We start from the raw sequence: 15,913 nt of genomic DNA, 5'->3' as shown, positions 1-15,913 counted from the left end.
ATGGGTTTGAAAAATCTTTTTGAAAAAATGGAACCCGCGTTTTTACCCAGTGGTAAATACAGCAAGCTTTATCCGATCTTTGAATCGATTTATACCTTGCTTTATACACCAGGTACGGTAACGCACAAAAACACTCACGTTCGTGATGCGTTAGATTCAAAACGTATGATGATTACGGTTTTCCTTGCGTTGTTCCCTGCGATTTTCTATGGGATGTACAATGTGGGTAACCAAGCGATTCCAGCGTTAAATCAATTAGGCAATTTAGATCAACTAATTGCTAACGATTGGCACTATGCTCTTGCAAGTTCATTAGGTTTAGATTTAACTGCCAATGCAACTTGGGGCTCTAAAATGGCTCTTGGAGCAATTTTCTTTTTACCAATTTACTTAGTGGTATTTACCGTTTGTACTATTTGGGAATTGTTATTCTCTGTGGTTCGTGGTCACGAAGTAAATGAAGGAATGTTCGTTTCAACCATTTTATTTGCCTTGATCGTTCCACCAACATTGCCACTATGGCAAGCCGCATTAGGTATTACTTTTGGTATCATTGTTGCAAAAGAAATTTTTGGTGGCGTAGGTCGTAACTTTATGAACCCTGCACTTGCTGGTCGTGCGTTCTTATTCTTCGCATATCCAGCTCAAATTTCAGGCGATACGGTTTGGACTGCCGCAGATGGTTTCTCTGGTGCAACCGCACTTTCACAGTGGTCACAAGGTGGTCAAGGTGCATTGCAACATACCGTAACAGGCGCTCCAATTACTTGGATGGATGCTTTTGTTGGTAACTTACCTGGTTCAATGGGGGAAGTTTCTACCCTTGCAATTTTAATTGGCGGTGCTGTTATTGTATTCACTCGCATTGCAGCTTGGCGCATTATTGCTGGTGTGATGATTGGCATGATTGCAACCTCAACCTTGTTTAACCTAATTGGCTCAGAGACTAACCCTATGTTCTCAATGCCTTGGCATTGGCACTTTGTTTTAGGTGGATTTGCATTGGGTATGGTATTTATGGCGACCGATCCTGTTTCAGCATCTTTTACTAATACTGGTAAATGGTGGTACGGTGCATTAATTGGCGTAATGGCTGTATTAATTCGTACTGTAAACCCAGCCTATCCAGAAGGAATGATGTTAGCGATTTTATTTGCAAACTTATTTGCACCGATTTTCGACTACATCGTTGTTCAAGCAAACATCAAACGTCGGAGAGCAAGAACAAATGGCTAAGTTTAATAAAGACAGCGTAGGCGGCACAATCCTTGTTGTGCTACTACTGAGTTTGGTTTGTTCCATTATTGTTGCTGGTTCCGCAGTAATGTTAAAGCCTGCACAAGAAGAACAAAAATTGCTCGATAAACAAAAAAATATTTTAAATGTAGCTGGTCTTTTACAAGCAAATACGAATGTAAAAGAAACTTATGCAAAATTTATTGAGCCGCGTTTCGTTGATTTAGCAACGGGTGAATACACACAACAAGCAGATGATAGCCAACAAGCAATTCCTGCTGATTCGGATAAAGCACGTATTCGTTCTCGTAGCAAAACAACTGAAGTTTATCTTGTAAAAGATGAACAGGGTCAAACTCAACAAGTTATTTTACCAATTTATGGCACTGGCTTGTGGTCAGTGATGTATGGCTTAGTATCTGTTCAACCAGATGGTAATACTATTAATGGAATCACTTACTATCAACACGGAGAAACACCGGGATTGGGCGGAGAAATTGAAAATCCAAACTGGGCAAGTCTATTTAAAGGTAAAAAATTATTTGATGAGCAACATCAACCTGCCATTCGTATTGTGAAAGGTCAAGCTCCACAAGATGAACATAGCATTGATGGTTTATCTGGTGCAACTTTAACAGGTAATGGTGTTCAAGGTACCTTTAATTATTGGTTCAGCAAAGATGGCTTTGGTCCATATCTTGAAAAACTTCATTCAGGAGCAAACTAATGTCTGGAAAAACAAGTTATAAAGATCTGTTGTTAGCGCCAATTGCTAAAAACAACCCTATTGCATTGCAAATCTTAGGGATTTGTTCTGCATTAGCTGTAACAACAAAATTAGAAACTGCTTTTGTTATGGCGATTGCAGTTACCTTAGTAACTGGATTATCAAACTTATTTGTTTCCCTAATCCGCAATTATATCCCTAACAGCATTCGTATTATTGTACAGCTCGCAATCATCGCTTCGCTTGTTATCGTAGTGGATCAAATTCTAAAAGCCTATGCTTATGGTTTATCTAAACAACTTTCAGTATTCGTTGGTTTGATTATTACTAACTGTATCGTAATGGGGCGTGCTGAAGCATTTGCGATGAAATCCCCTCCAGTTGAAAGTTTTGTAGATGGTATCGGAAATGGCTTAGGTTATGGTTCGATGTTAATTATCGTAGCATTTTTCCGTGAACTTATCGGTTCAGGTAAATTATTTGGTATGACTATTTTCGAAACTATTCAAAATGGTGGCTGGTATCAAGCAAATGGTTTATTCCTACTTGCACCAAGTGCATTCTTTATCATCGGATTTGTGATCTGGGGATTAAGAACTTGGAAACCAGAACAACAGGAGAAGTAATCAATGGAACATTATATTAGCCTATTTGTTAAGGCAGTCTTCATTGAAAATATGGCACTTTCTTTCTTCTTAGGAATGTGTACTTTCTTAGCGGTATCTAAAAAGGTGTCCACTGCGTTTGGTCTTGGGATTGCGGTAACTTTCGTTCTTGGTATCGCAGTGCCAGTAAACCAATTAATTTATGCAAATGTACTAAAAGAAAATGCTTTAATTGAAGGTGTAGATTTATCATTCTTAAACTTCATCACTTTCATTGGGGTTATTGCTGGTTTAGTGCAAATTCTTGAAATGGTGTTAGATAAATTTATGCCATCTCTTTATAACGCATTAGGGATTTTCTTACCTTTAATCGCAGTAAACTGTGCGATCTTTGGTGGGGTATCTTTCATGGTTCAACGTGATTACAATTTCCCTGAATCTATCGTGTATGGTTTCGGCTCAGGTTTAGGTTGGATGTTAGCGATTGTAGCGCTTGCTGGCTTAACGGAAAAAATGAAATACGCTGATATTCCTGCTGGATTAAAAAGTTTAGGTATTACCTTTATCTCTGTTGGTTTAATGGCACTAGGCTTTATGTCTTTCTCTGGTATTCAATTATAAGGAGTGTAATCAATGAGCGATTCAGTAATTCTTGCACTCGGTATTGCCGCATTCACGGTTATTGTATTAGTGTTAGTGGCAATCATCTTATTTGCGAAATCAAAATTAGTCGATTCTGGTGATATTACTATCGACATCAATGACGATCCTGAAAAAGCGATCACATTACCTGCAGGTGGCAAATTATTAGGGGCTTTAGCAAGTAAAGGTATTTTCGTGTCTTCTGCTTGCGGTGGCGGTGGCTCTTGTGGTCAATGTATTGTTAAAGTGAAAAATGGCGGTGGAGAAATTCTTCCAACCGAACTTTCTCACATTAACAAACGTGAAGCAAAAGAAGGTTATCGTCTAGCTTGTCAAGTTAATGTAAAAGGTAATATGGAAGTTGAACTTCCAGAAGAAATCTTCGGCGTGAAAAAATGGGAATGTACTGTTATTTCTAACGATAACAAAGCAACTTTTATTAAAGAACTTAAATTAGCGATCCCTGAAGGCGAGGAAGTGCCTTTCCGCGCAGGTGGTTATATCCAAATCGAAGCTGAGCCACATGTGGTGAACTATAAAGATTTCGATATTCCTGAAGAATACCACGAAGACTGGGATAAATACGATTTATGGCGTTATGTCTCTAAAGTGGACGAGCATATTATCCGTGCTTACTCAATGGCTTCATACCCTGAAGAGAAAGGTATCATTATGCTTAACGTTCGTATTGCGACTCCACCACCACGCCAACCTGATGCGCCTCCTGGTCAAATGTCTTCTTACATTTGGTCATTAAAAGCAGGAGATAAAGTCACAATTTCTGGTCCATTTGGTGAATTCTTCGCGAAAGAAACTAATGCAGAAATGGTATTTATCGGTGGTGGTGCGGGTATGGCTCCAATGCGTTCACATATCTTCGACCAATTAAAACGTTTACATTCTAAACGTAAAATGTCGTTCTGGTATGGTGCACGTTCTAAACGTGAAATATTCTATCAAGAAGACTTTGACCAATTACAAGCTGAAAATCCAAACTTTGTATGGCACGTGGCACTTTCAGATGCATTGCCTGAAGATAATTGGACTGGCTATACAGGCTTTATTCACAATGTACTTTATGAAAACTACTTGAAAAATCATGAAGCACCAGAAGACTGTGAATACTATATGTGTGGGCCTCCAGTGATGAATGCAGCTGTAATTAAAATGTTGAAAGATCTTGGTGTTGAAGATGAAAACATTTTATTAGATGACTTTGGTGGCTGATTTTAGTTAATCAATTCATCATAAAAGCTGACCGCACTTTGTGATAAAGTGCGGTCAAAATTTAAGATGTTTTTAAAAATTTTCTATGATTACAGGTAAGTTTTGTTGAGTTTGCCAGTAATTCACAAATTTAGGAAATCCAGATGAAAAAATTAATAAGCGGTATCATAGCGGTAGCAATAGCATTAAGTCTTGCTGCTTGTCAAAAAGAAACAAAAGTTATCTCTTTAAGCGGTAAAACAATGGGGACAACTTATCATGTTAAATACCTTGATGATGGTTCAATAAAAGCAACATCTGAAAAGACGCATGAAGAAATTGAAGCAATCTTAAAAGATGTGAATGCGAAAATGTCCACTTACAAAAAAGATTCGGAATTGAGCCGCTTCAATCAAAATACCCAAGTGAACACACCGATTGAGATTTCAGCAGATTTTGCCAAAGTATTAGCTGAAGCGATTCGTTTAAATAAAGTGACCGAAGGCGCGTTGGATGTAACTGTTGGTCCAGTTGTAAATTTATGGGGATTTGGTCCTGAAAAACGCCCCGAAAAGCAACCTACACCAGAACAATTAGCTGAACGCCAAGCCTGGGTTGGCATTGATAAAATTGCCCTTGATATGAGTGGTGCAAAACCGACATTAAGCAAAGCACTTCCTCAAGTTTACGTAGATTTATCGTCAATTGCTAAAGGTTTTGGCGTTGATCAGGTGGCTGAAAAGTTAGAACAACTAAATGCTCAGAATTACATGGTTGAAATCGGCGGTGAAATTCGTGCGAAAGGAAAAAATATTGAAGGTAAACCTTGGCAGATTGCCATTGAAAAACCAACTACAACAGGCGAAAGAGCGGCTGAAGCTGTCATTGGATTAAACAATATGGGAATGGCAAGTTCTGGCGATTACCGTATTTACTTTGAAGAAAATGGCAAACGCTTTGCTCATGAAATTGATCCGAAAACAGGTTATCCAATTCAGCATCATTTAGCCTCAATTACGGTACTTGCACCAACCTCAATGACTGCAGATGGCTTATCTACAGGGTTATTTGTGCTGGGGGAAGACAAGGCGTTAGAAGTGGCTGAGAAAAATAATCTTGCCGTTTATTTAATCATTAGAACAGATAATGGTTTTGTTACCAAATCATCCTCTGCTTTCAAAAAATTAACAGAAACAAAAGAATAGTTATGCAAACTTTATTTTTTACTTTAATCGCTTTCGTCGCAATTATATTGTTGATGTCTATCGGCTTTATTATCAAAAAACAAAGTTTAAAAGGCAGCTGCGGTGGTTTATCTAGCCTTGGTATTGACAAAGCTTGTGATTGTGATAAACCTTGCGACACGCTTCAATCAAAATTAGATGCAGGCGATGAACAAGCAAAAGCTGAATATGAGCAAAAATTTGCGAAAAAAGATGATAACTCGCAATTTTATGAAGTGAAATAACTTGCTCAAAACTGACCGCACTTTATGTGCAAAATAAAATTAACGGCAAAATTATTTTGCCGTTTTCTAATTCAATGACCAATGTGCTTCGCCTTAACCGAAGTTACGGGAGAACTATGTTAATTTCAAATACTTATAATCAACACTTTCCTCAACTGACGCAAGAACAGCTTGCGAGAAATGCGACAAAAAAAGTGATTTGTGGTATGTCTGGTGGCGTGGATTCTTCTGTGTCAGCTTTTATTCTTCAACAGCAAGGCTATCAGGTGGAAGGCCTGTTTATGAAAAACTGGGAAGAAGATGACGATACAGATTATTGCACTGCCGCAGCTGATCTTGCAGATGCTCAAGCAGTATGCGATAAATTAGGGATCAAACTACATAAAATTAATTTTGCGGCAGAATATTGGGATAATGTCTTTGAGCATTTTTTAACTGAATATAAAGCAGGGCACACGCCGAACCCAGATATTTTGTGTAATAAAGAAATTAAATTTAAAGCATTTTTAGAATATGCAGCTGAAGATCTCGGTGCAGATTATATTGCAACAGGGCATTATGTACGTAGAGCGGGAGATAATGAAAATGCAAAACTATTACGTGGTTTAGATGCCAATAAAGATCAAAGTTATTTTCTTTATACTTTAAGCCATAAACAAGTGGGGCAAAGTTTATTCCCCGTTGGTGAAATCGAGAAGCCCATTGTTCGTGCTATTGCTGAAGATCTTGGCTTAATTACGGCGAAGAAAAAAGATTCTACCGGTATTTGTTTTATTGGTGAGCGTAAATTTAAGGATTTCTTAGCACGCTATTTACCAGCTCAACCAGGTAATATTCGCACTGTAAATGATGAAATTATTGGTCGCCATGATGGTTTGATGTATCACACGTTGGGACAACGCAAAGGATTAGGCATTGGTGGTCTAAAAAATGCGGGAGATGAGGCTTGGTATGTAGTAGATAAAGATGTAGAAAATAATGAACTTATTGTCGCGCAAGGTCACGATCATCCTCGTTTATTTTCAAAAGGATTGATTGCCAGCCAATTACATTGGGTTGATCGCGAACCAATTCGAGAGTCATTACGTTGCACGGTGAAAACGCGTTATCGCCAACAAGATATTCCTTGTGTGATTGAACCAATTGATGATGAAATCATTCGAGTTATTTTTGATGAACCTCAATCAGCAGTAACCCCAGGGCAATCTGCCGTATTTTACCTTGGCGAAGTTTGTTTGGGTGGCGGTATTATCGCAGAAAGAATATAAAACAAAGATTACTAAAAGCGCGTAAAATGCGCTTTTAAACTATTTATTCAAACCAAATGACACTCGCCATTCGTCCCGTTTGATTGTCCCTGCGATAAGAAAAGAACTTTTCTTTTTCGTTGAATGTACAGTGATTTCCACCATAAATTTGCGTAATACCTAGATTGTTTAATCGCTGAGTTGCAATTTGATAAAGATTACTCAAGTATTTACCTTCTTCGATTGCATCAGGTTGAAAGGCGAGTTTGGCTTTTTCATCTACTGCAACAAACTTTTCTACAACATCAATCCCAACTTGAAAGGCCTTTGGACCTATTGCAGGGCCAAACCACGCGATAATATCTTCAGGTTTAGCTTGAAAATATTTCACTGTTTCTTCTAGTACGCCATCGCATAAACCACGCCAGCCAGCATGTGCTGCAGCCACTTCATTGCCAGATGTTGTAGTGAATAGAACTGGCAAACAGTCTGCAGTCATAACAACGCAAACTTGATTGGGAACATTTGTATAAACTGCATCCGCTTCAAGATTTTGTCCTGAATAAGGTAATTGAAGTACTCGAGTGCTGTGTGTTTGCGTTAAAAATATAGGTTTTTGTGGTAAGCCAAATTTTTCGACTAATAAAGTGCGGTTAGTTTTTACCGCACTTTTATCATCACCGACATGATCGCCTAAGTTGAAACTCAAATAAGGCTCTAAGCTCACACCCCCTTCACGAGTAGTGGTAAAGGCATGAATGTTCTTTGGAACATTCCAATTGGGGTTAATCGCTTGCATGTTAATAATCTAACTCATCTTTATGTTCGAGATAGTCGGCTTTGAGGGCATTAAGCAATTCAACAAAGTCATCTGGTAATGGCGCATACCATTCCATCATTTCCCCTGTAATTGGATGAGCTAAGCGTAACATGACCGCATGTAAAGCTTGGCGTTTGAAATTACGCAATACTTCCATAAAGTCTTCACTCGCATTTTTGGGTGGACGAGGGCGTCCGCCATAGGTTTGATCGCCTAGCAATGGATGGGCAATATGAGCCATATGAACGCGGATTTGATGCGTGCGCCCCGTTTCTAAACGTAAACGTAAACGGGTGTAGTTACGGTAATTTTCCATAATACGATAATGGGTGACAGCTGGTTTTCCCATTGGATGAACAGCCATTAAAGTACGTTTGGTTGCATGACGAGCCATAGGTTGATCTACTGTGCCGCCTTTAGTCATAATGCCTGAAGCGACTGCTTCATATTCGCGCGTAATTTTGCGTTTTTGTAAGTCTCGCACTAACTTAGTTTGTGCTGGAATGGTTTTAGCAACAACCATTAGACCTGTTGTATCTTTATCTAATCGATGCACAATTCCTGCACGAGGTACTTCTGATATCGGTGGATAATGATAGAGTAACGCATTGAGTACAGTTCCATTTGGATTGCCAGCACCGGGGTGTACCACAAGATCTTTTGGTTTGTTAATCACAATAATATCATCATCTTCATACACGATATTCAATGGAATATTTTCTGCTTCAAAACGTGTTTCATCTTCCACTTCAACAATAATCTCTATCCTCTCTCCTCCAAGCACTTTCTCACGCGGAATATTAGTAATGCGGTCGTTAAGTTTTACGAGATCGGCTTCAATCCATGTTTTTAATCGGGAACGAGAATATTCAGGGAACAACTCTGCAAGTGTTTGGTCTAAACGTTGTCCCATTTGTTCTGGCTGCACTTCAGCCGAAAGGGTAATTTGTGGCATAAATAGCTCTCAAAAATTTTAAAAGTTGGCTTATTGATTAATGTTCTATACAATAGCGGACAATTGTATCTTATTTATTGGTTTTCGTAAAAATTAAGGAAAAAACAATGCGTAAAATAAAATCTTTGGCATTGCTTGCCGTGGCAGCATTGGTTATTGGATGTTCAAGTGGTTCAAAAGATGTTGAACAAGCATCGGTAAATGAATTATACACAAAAGGTACAACATCATTACAAGAAGGTAGTTACTCTGAAGCCATTCGCTATTTAAAAGCGACGACTGAGCGTTTTCCAGGTAGCGTTTATCAAGAACAAGCAATGTTAGATTTAATTTATGCAAATTATAAAACTCAAGATTATACGCAAGTATTATTGATGGTAGATAGCTTTTTACATCAATTTCCACAAAGCCCAAATCAAGCCTATGCGGTATATATGGCTGGCTTAACTAATGCAGCAACAGGCGATAATTTCATTCAAGATTTTTTTGGAATTGACCGTGCTACACGTGAAACAACCTCTATGCGTACCGCTTTTTCTAATTTCCAAAACTTAGTTCGTGTATTCCCTAATAGCCCTTACTCACAAGATGCTTTAGCTCGTATGGCTTATATTAAAGATGCACTGGCTCGTCACGAATTAGAGATTGCAAAATTCTATGCAAAACGTAAAGCGTGGGTAGCAGTTGCAAATCGTGTGGTAGGAATGTTAAAACAATATCCTGATACTAAAGCAACTTATGAAGGATTATTTCTGATGCAGGCAGCTTATGAAAAAATGGGTTTAACCGCATTAGCAAATGATACTCAAAAAATTATTGATGCGAATAAAGATAAAACTTTTGCACCAATTGAAAAACCAAACGAGCCAGACTTAAAAGTGCCAGCAGTAAAATAGCAATAACTGCAGAAAAATCGAATACTCTCTGCACCCTAAAAGTTGAATAAAATTTAAACTAATTAAGGTGCAGATTTTTTTATTTTTTATCAACTGAAAATGCTTTACCATAATTTGCACAAATAATCTGAGCAGCATTATAAAGCGTTGTATCAGGTGTTAAACTTAACGTATGTTTCTTTTGCTTTTTAGGTGCTGCCCGCAAACCCTGTCCCCAAAATTCATCATAGAAATCAGTTCGTATTTGAGTTAAATGATAATTTGCACAATTCAAAATCTTATACTGACGAACAGAACGTGCATAACGTTTAGGCTCAGGATAAACATACAATCCCTTATCTAAATTCACCACTGCATCAAAATGTACAATTTGTGGCTCTTGGTTATCCACCCAGATCGATTCACTATCGATGTAATAATTCACATTCTTTACCAAACGTATATATCCGCTTCGTACATCAGTCGGCGGTGCCAGCTTCACATCATTTTGTTCAGCCTTTTGGATTTGAGCAGAACAAGCGGTAAGTAACCCAAGTGATAATGTTAAAATAATTTTTTTCATTATTTGCTCCTTATGTTAGCTGACATTTATTCTAGAATTTTACAGTGTGTCCATAACCTTCTAGAATTGTTTTAATATGCTCTAAGGATTCTTTAGTTGGCGGTAATACATCTTCAAGCTCATAATCTAACCCAAGGGTTTTCCATTTATGTGCACCTAATCGATGATAAGGAAGAAGTTCAACTTTTTCAATATTGGTCATACCTTCAATAAACTGACCTAATAAATGCACATCGTGATCGCTATCAGTATAACCAGGAACCACAACATAACGAATCCAAGTATGTTGATTACGTTTTTGCAAATATTTTGCAAATTCAAGGGTACGTTTATTTGGCACCCCAATAAGATTTTGATGAACTTGATCATTAAGTTCTTTTAAATCGAGTAAAACAAGATCTGTTACATCTAATAATTCATCAATAATATGATCATAATGACGTACAAAACCATTTGTATCTAAGCAAGTATTAATCCCTTCCTCTTTACAAGCACGGAACCAATCGCGTACAAACTCTGCTTGTAACACAGCCTCGCCACCAGATGCTGTGACACCACCGCCAGTAGCATTCATAAAATGGCGATAAGTCACGACTTCTTTCATTAAATCTTCGACACTGATTTCTTTACCACCTTCAAGATCCCAAGTATCACGATTGTGGCAATATTTGCAGCGCATCAAGCAGCCTTGCATAAATAAAATAAAACGAATACCTGGCCCATCTACAGTGCCACAGGATTCAAAAGAGTGAATTCGTCCAAGAACTGACATACATAAATTTCCTAAAATTAGATATAGCTAAATTTTACCAAATATTTAGTCTATAAAAAATGAGCCTGATTTAAATCAGGCTCATACATATTATATTCCCGCTAAAGTGCGGTCAAAAATAAAAATGTTTTTACATTGACTCTGTGAAAGTTCTAGTAATTACGTCTTGTTGTTGCTCTTTAGTTAAAGAGTTGAAACGTACTGCGTAACCAGATACACGGATAGTCAATTGTGGATATTTATCTGGATTTTCCATTGCATCTAACAACATTTCACGGTTTAACACGTTCACATTTAAGTGTTGGCCACCTTCAACTGTTGCTTCGTGGTGGAAGTAACCATCCATTAAGCCAGCAAGATTACGGCGTTGTGCTTCGGCATCTTTACCTAACGCATTTGGTACGATTGAGAAGGTATAAGAAATACCATCTTTCGCATAAGCAAATGGAAGTTTAGCTACAGAAGTTAATGATGCTACCGCACCTTTTTGGTCACGACCGTGCATTGGGTTCGCACCTGGTCCGAATGGTGCACCAGCACGACGACCATCAGGGGTGTTACCAGTTTTCTTACCATAAACTACGTTAGAAGTAATGGTTAATACAGATTGTGTAGGCACTGCATTGCGGTAAGTTTTAAGTTTTTGAATTTTCTTCATGAAACGTTCAACTAAGTCACAAGCGATGTCATCAACACGGTTATCGTTGTTACCATATTGTGGATATTCACCTTCGATTTCAAAGTCGATTGCTACGTTAGTTGCAACAACATTGCCATCTTTATCTTTGATGTCGCCACGAACTGGTTTAACTTTCGCATATTTGATTGCTGAAAGTGAGTCAGCCGCAACAGAAAGACCCGCTATACCACAAGCCATGGTACGGTATACATCACGATCATGTAATGCCATTAATGCGGCTTCGTATGAATATTTATCGTGCATATAGTGGATTACGTTTAAGGCAGTCACATATTGTTTTGCCAACCAATCCATAAAGCTATCCATACGGGTCATTACTGTATCAAAATCTAATACTTCATCAGTAATTGGTGCAGTTTTCGGACCTACTTGCATACCTAATTTTTCATCGATACCACCGTTGATTGCGTATAACAATGTTTTCGCTAAGTTTGCACGAGCACCGAAGAATTGCATTTGTTTACCCACAATCATTGGTGATACACAACATGCGATTGCGTAGTCATCGTTGTTGAAGTCTGGACGCATTAAATCATCGTTTTCGTATTGAACTGATGAGGTATCAATCGATACTTTTGCACAGAAACGTTTGAAGTTTTCAGGTAATTGTTCAGACCAAAGAATGGTTAAGTTTGGTTCTGGAGAAGTACCCATGTTGTAAAGAGTGTGTAAAATACGGAATGTATTTTTGGTTACTAATGTACGACCATCTAAACCCATACCAGCGATGGTTTCAGTTGCCCACATTGGGTCACCAGAGAATAATTGATCGTATTCAGGTGTACGTAAGAAACGAACCATACGAAGTTTCATAACTAAGTGGTCAACTAATTCTTGCGCTTCAGTTTCAGTAATTTTCCCTGCTTTTAAATCACGCTCAATGTACACGTCAATAAAGGTTGCGGTACGACCGAATGACATTGCTGCACCATTTTGTGATTTTATTGCAGCAAGATAAGCAAAGTACATCCATTGAATGGCTTCTTGAGCATTAGTTGCTGGGTTAGAAATATCATAACCATAGCTTGCTGCCATTTGTTTTAATTGACCTAATGCACGGTGTTGTTCTGCGATTTCTTCACGTAAACGAATTGTTGCTTCAAGATTTACGCCATCTTCTAAATCTTTTTGTAAAGAAGAGAATTGTGCGTATTTATCTTTCATTAAGAAATCTACACCATAAAGTGCTACACGACGGTAGTCACCGATGATACGACCACGACCATAAGCATCTGGAAGACCAGTTAATACCCCAGATTTACGGCAACGTAAAATATCTGGCGTGTAAACATCGAATACACCTTGGTTATGTGTTTTACGGTATTCAGTGAAGATTTTTTTCACTTTTGGATCAAGTTCACGACCATAAACTTTACAAGAACCTTCCACCATTTTGATACCACCGAATGGCATAATGGCACGTTTTAAAGGTTCATCAGTTTGAAGACCAACGATTTTTTCTAAATCTTTGTTAATGTAACCGGGTGCGTGAGAGATAATGGTAGATGGTGTATGTTCATCAAAATCTAATGGCGCGTGAGTACGGTTTTCAATTTTAATTCCTTCCATTACAGATTCCCAAAGCTTTGTTGTTGCTTCGGTTGGACCTGCTAAGAAAGAGTCATCGCCTTCATAAGGGGTATAGTTTTTTTGGATAAAGTCACGTACATTGACATTTTCTTGCCAATCGCCACCAGCAAAACCAGCCCACGCCAATTTTTGCATTTCATTAAGTTCTGACATAGTCATTTCCTTTGTTAATTAATAAATAAGTAAGTCTTTAATGCGTTTTGGTTAAATAACGTTGGAATACACCAATACAAATTGCCCCGCCGACAATATTTCCCAACGTTACAGGGATTAAATTCTTCACGATGAAATGGTACAAATCTAAATCTGCGTATTTCATCGGATCAACGCCGATTTGTTGCCAAAATTCAGGTGTACTAAAATGTGCGGTAATAATTCCCATCGGAATCATAAACATATTAGCCACACAGTGTTCAAATCCTGATGCAACAAACAAACCAATCGGCATAATCATAATAAATGCTTTGTCTGTAACAGTCTTACCAGAATAAGACATCCAAACCGCCACACACACCATAATGTTACATAAAATACCTAGGTTAAAAGCTTCAAACCAAGTGTGATGAATTTTATGTTGGGCGGTTGCAAGAATTGTTAAACCCCATTGGCTATTTGCTGCCATTGTTTGTCCACTAAACCAAATAACAGCCGCAATAAATAAACTACCAACGAAGTTGCCCAAATATACTACGATCCAATTTCGAATCATTTGTGTCGTGGTGATTCTACCGCCCACTCTGGCGACTAAAGTTAAAGTAGAAGAAGTGAATAATTCAGATCCTAAAATCACCACCATAATTACACCTAATGAGAATACTAACCCACCTACTAACTTGGTTAATCCCCAAGGTGCGCCTGCACTAGCAGTTTGTGTTGTCGTGTAAAATACAAAGGCTAAGGCAATACAAGCACCAGCACTAATACCAGACATAAACGATAAAAATGGACGTTTATTTGCTTTATAAGTTGCTGTATTTTCTGCATAATCCGTTGCTTCAACAGGTGTGAGTGCAACAGAAGATAGTTTTTGATTTTCTGATGCCATAATCAAACTCCAACTATTGACATTGAAAAAGTTGATGAAAATTTAATACTTTTAACAAGTTTACGACTACAAATACTTCTATAATTGGCACTATTTTACTCTCCTCCCCTTTCATTGCAAAGAAAAGCAAAAATTATTTCAACAAACTTTGATATTTTGCAAGGTTTGTTTAATTAAAGACAAAATTCCCATATTAATATTCGCTCAATTTCATACATTCAGAGTAAGTAAAGCACTTAATTTGAAACTTGTTTTATTCGCATAATACCGTGAATTCCCCCAGATAATCATCCACTTTTCCAAAACCTTGATTATTCACAACAGGCAAATTCAGAATTTTTTCAAACGAACCAGATTAAGTGTATAGACTTGCTATTTTGAGTAATTAATAGCATTATTTTGATCTTTTTGAAGAAAAAGGCGATCTTTGTCATAAAATAATGATTTAAGTGCGGTTAAAATTTTGGTTAATTTTAAGTGCACTTCTTTATACAGGAGCAGATTATGTATTATGGTTTAGATATTGGTGGCACGAAAATAGAGCTTGCCGTATTCAATGAAAAATTAGAAAAATTATATTCTGAACGGGTGCCAACACCTAAAACCGACTATGAAGAATGGCTTAACACGATTGTGGATTTAGTGAATCGTGCTGATGAAAAGTTTGGTGAGGCGGGCACCGTAGGTTTGGGCGTACCTGGTTTTGTTAATCAACAAACTGGATTAGCCGAAATTGCCAATATTCGTGTGGCAGATAATAAACCAATTTTATGCGATTTGTCTACGCGTTTGGGCCGTGAAGTGCGGGCAGAAAATGACGCAAATTGTTTTGCGTTATCTGAAGCATGGGATACGGAAAATCAGCAATATTCGACTGTACTTGGTTTAATTCTTGGGACTGGTTTTGGTGGTGGCTTTGTCTTAAACGGTAAAGTTCATTCAGGTCAAGTGGGAATGGCGGGAGAGCTTGGTCATTTACAATTAAATTATCATGCTTTGAAATTATTGGGATGGGATAACGCCCCAATTTATCAATGCGGTTGCGGCAACAAGGCTTGTTTGGATAATTATCTGTCTGGTCGCGGTTTTGAAATGCTTTATCGAGATTTGAAAGGCGAAACATTATCTGCTCGTGAAATTATTGATTTGTTCTATCAAGGCAATGAAAGTGCGGTAGATTTTGTGAATCTTTTTGTTGAGTTGGCGGCGATTTCTATTGGCAATATCATTACGGCATTTGATCCGCATATGATTGTACTCGGCGGTGGATTATCTAATTTTGACTATCTTTATGAGACCTTACCAAAAGCATTACCGCCTCACTTGATGCGAACAGCAAAAGTTCCGCCAATTAAAAAAGCGAAACACGGCGATTCTGGTGGTGTGCGTGGTGCGGCAGCGTTGTTTTTAACCAAATAATTCAACAAACTAGTGGGGCGTAT

General features: G+C 38.0%; 16 protein-coding genes. 10 read left to right on the top strand and 6 right to left on the bottom strand.

Annotated features, from left to right (window positions below):
- The 8 genes from K6J66_RS04310 to mnmA all read left to right on the top strand — a co-directional run bounded on the left by K6J66_RS04310 (nt 1) and on the right by mnmA (nt 7,152).
- On the top strand, nt 1–1,236 hold the full coding sequence (locus tag K6J66_RS04310; RefSeq protein ID WP_038439071.1) for an NADH:ubiquinone reductase (Na(+)-transporting) subunit B: 1,236 nt from the start codon (nt 1–3) through the stop codon (nt 1,234–1,236).
- A complete protein-coding gene (locus K6J66_RS04305) occupies nt 1,229–1,963 on the top strand; it encodes a Na(+)-translocating NADH-quinone reductase subunit C (protein ID WP_005658177.1) in 735 nt (244 codons plus the stop codon). Before K6J66_RS04310 ends, K6J66_RS04305 begins: the two co-directional genes overlap by 8 nt.
- Nucleotides 1,963–2,589 carry an NADH:ubiquinone reductase (Na(+)-transporting) subunit D gene (nqrD, locus tag K6J66_RS04300; protein WP_005648665.1) on the top strand — a complete coding sequence of 209 codons (627 nt, stop codon included), beginning with the start codon at nt 1,963–1,965 and terminating at the stop codon, nt 2,587–2,589. Before K6J66_RS04305 ends, nqrD begins: the two co-directional genes overlap by 1 nt.
- A 3-nt stretch (nt 2,590–2,592) precedes the next feature.
- Nucleotides 2,593–3,189, top strand: a complete 597-nt coding sequence (gene nqrE, locus K6J66_RS04295; RefSeq protein ID WP_110442694.1) for an NADH:ubiquinone reductase (Na(+)-transporting) subunit E — start codon at nt 2,593–2,595, stop codon at nt 3,187–3,189.
- Between the two features lie 12 nt (nt 3,190–3,201).
- Nucleotides 3,202–4,437 (top strand): NADH:ubiquinone reductase (Na(+)-transporting) subunit F, encoded by a 1,236-nt coding sequence (gene nqrF, locus K6J66_RS04290; RefSeq protein ID WP_005660831.1) that lies wholly within the window; start codon nt 3,202–3,204, stop codon nt 4,435–4,437.
- Nucleotides 4,438–4,580: 143 nt separating this feature from the next.
- Nucleotides 4,581–5,621 (top strand): FAD:protein FMN transferase, encoded by a 1,041-nt coding sequence (locus K6J66_RS04285; protein WP_038439075.1) that lies wholly within the window; start codon nt 4,581–4,583, stop codon nt 5,619–5,621.
- Nucleotides 5,622–5,623: 2 nt separating this feature from the next.
- On the top strand, nt 5,624–5,884 hold the full coding sequence (gene nqrM / locus K6J66_RS04280) for a (Na+)-NQR maturation NqrM (protein WP_005660836.1): 261 nt from the start codon (nt 5,624–5,626) through the stop codon (nt 5,882–5,884).
- A gap of 116 nt (nt 5,885–6,000) precedes the next feature.
- Nucleotides 6,001–7,152: a tRNA 2-thiouridine(34) synthase MnmA gene (gene mnmA / locus K6J66_RS04275; RefSeq protein WP_089503503.1), complete on the top strand. Its 1,152-nt coding sequence runs from the start codon at nt 6,001–6,003 to the stop codon at nt 7,150–7,152.
- A 43-nt stretch (nt 7,153–7,195) separates the two neighbouring features.
- On the opposite strand, the gene pgeF is transcribed toward mnmA, so the two are convergent.
- On the bottom strand, nt 7,196–7,930 hold the full coding sequence (gene pgeF / locus K6J66_RS04270) for a peptidoglycan editing factor PgeF (protein WP_038439079.1): 735 nt from the start codon (nt 7,928–7,930) through the stop codon (nt 7,196–7,198).
- Between the two features lies 1 nt (nt 7,931).
- On the bottom strand, nt 7,932–8,906 hold the full coding sequence (rluD, locus tag K6J66_RS04265; protein ID WP_038439080.1) for a 23S rRNA pseudouridine(1911/1915/1917) synthase RluD: 975 nt from the start codon (nt 8,904–8,906) through the stop codon (nt 7,932–7,934).
- 107 nt (nt 8,907–9,013) lie between these two features.
- On the opposite strand from rluD, the gene K6J66_RS04260 reads away from it, so the two are divergent.
- Entirely contained in the window at nt 9,014–9,802 is a 789-nt protein-coding gene (locus K6J66_RS04260; protein WP_038439081.1) for an outer membrane protein assembly factor BamD, read from the top strand.
- 79 nt (nt 9,803–9,881) lie between these two features.
- Here K6J66_RS04260 and K6J66_RS04255 read toward each other — a convergent pair whose 3' ends face one another.
- The 4 genes from K6J66_RS04255 to focA all read right to left on the bottom strand — a co-directional run bounded on the left by K6J66_RS04255 (nt 9,882) and on the right by focA (nt 14,471).
- Complete coding sequence (locus K6J66_RS04255; protein ID WP_015701431.1) at nt 9,882–10,364, bottom strand: surface-adhesin protein E; 483 nt, start codon at nt 10,362–10,364, stop codon at nt 9,882–9,884.
- Between the two features lie 31 nt (nt 10,365–10,395).
- The gene (gene pflA / locus K6J66_RS04250) at nt 10,396–11,136 is read right to left on the bottom strand and encodes a pyruvate formate lyase 1-activating protein (RefSeq protein WP_005691531.1); all 741 of its coding nucleotides are present in this window, start codon (nt 11,134–11,136) and stop codon (nt 10,396–10,398) included.
- Between the two features lie 130 nt (nt 11,137–11,266).
- Nucleotides 11,267–13,579: a formate C-acetyltransferase gene (pflB, locus tag K6J66_RS04245; protein WP_005653814.1), complete on the bottom strand. Its 2,313-nt coding sequence runs from the start codon at nt 13,577–13,579 to the stop codon at nt 11,267–11,269.
- Between the two features lie 37 nt (nt 13,580–13,616).
- Entirely contained in the window at nt 13,617–14,471 is an 855-nt protein-coding gene (gene focA, locus K6J66_RS04240) for a formate transporter FocA (RefSeq protein WP_005648684.1), read from the bottom strand.
- A 504-nt stretch (nt 14,472–14,975) separates the two neighbouring features.
- Between focA and nagK the strand changes: the two genes are divergently transcribed.
- Nucleotides 14,976–15,890 (top strand): N-acetylglucosamine kinase, encoded by a 915-nt coding sequence (gene nagK, locus K6J66_RS04235; RefSeq protein ID WP_005648688.1) that lies wholly within the window; start codon nt 14,976–14,978, stop codon nt 15,888–15,890.
- Nucleotides 15,891–15,913 lie beyond the last annotated feature (23 nt).

This window comes from Haemophilus influenzae (assembly GCF_019703545.1).
Lineage (GTDB): Bacteria > Pseudomonadota > Gammaproteobacteria > Enterobacterales > Pasteurellaceae > Haemophilus > Haemophilus influenzae_E.
Note: the sequence above shows the minus strand (reverse complement) of the source record. Positions and strands in the feature narration are given on the sequence as shown.